This is a genomic window from Mesorhizobium sp. M7A.F.Ca.ET.027.02.1.1 (assembly GCF_004022985.1).
In the GTDB taxonomy this organism is placed as follows: domain Bacteria; phylum Pseudomonadota; class Alphaproteobacteria; order Rhizobiales; family Rhizobiaceae; genus Mesorhizobium.
This window is the reverse complement of record NZ_RZOL01000892.1, coordinates 1-630: the sequence shown is the minus strand read 5'-3', so window position 1 is coordinate 630 and position 630 is coordinate 1. Positions and strand designations below refer to the sequence as shown.

At 65.6% G+C, this 630-nt stretch carries 1 protein-coding gene; it reads left to right on the top strand.

Annotated elements, in window-relative coordinates; all coding sequences use genetic code 11:
* On the top strand, window positions 1-630 hold a 630-nt coding region (locus EN749_RS36860), incomplete at both ends, for an NAD-glutamate dehydrogenase domain-containing protein (protein ID WP_145991225.1).

Here is a 630-nt window from a genome sequence, read left to right as displayed (position 1 = left end):
GACTACGACAAGACGAAACTGTCGGAAGGCGGCATCATCGTCTCGCGCAACCAGAAATCGATCACCTTGCCGGCGGCGGCGGCGGCGGCGATCGGCCTGGCCAAGACCACCGCCACGCCGGTCGAGATCATGACCGCCATCCTCAAGGCCCCGGTCGATCTCCTGTGGTTCGGCGGCATCGGCACCTATTTGCGGGCATCGACCGAAACCAACGCCGAAGTCGGCGATCGCGCCAACGATGCCATTCGCATCACCGCGCTCGATGTCCGGGCGAAAGTGATCGGCGAGGGCGCCAATCTCGGCGTCACGCAGCGGGCGCGCATCGAGTTCGGCCTGAATGGTGGCCGCTGCAATTCCGACGCCATCGACAATTCGGGCGGCGTCAACTGTTCCGACGTCGAGGTCAACATCAAGATCGCGCTGGCATCCGCCATGCGCAAGGGGTCGTTGACGCGCCCGGCACGCAACAAGCTGCTCGCCGAGATGACCGACGAGGTCGGCTCGCTGGTGCTGTCGAACAACTACCAGCAGACGCTGGCGCTTTCGATCGCCCGCAAGCGCGGCCTCGCCGACATCGCGCATCAGAGCCGCTTCATGACGGCGCTGGAAGCGCGTGGCCTGCTCGACCGC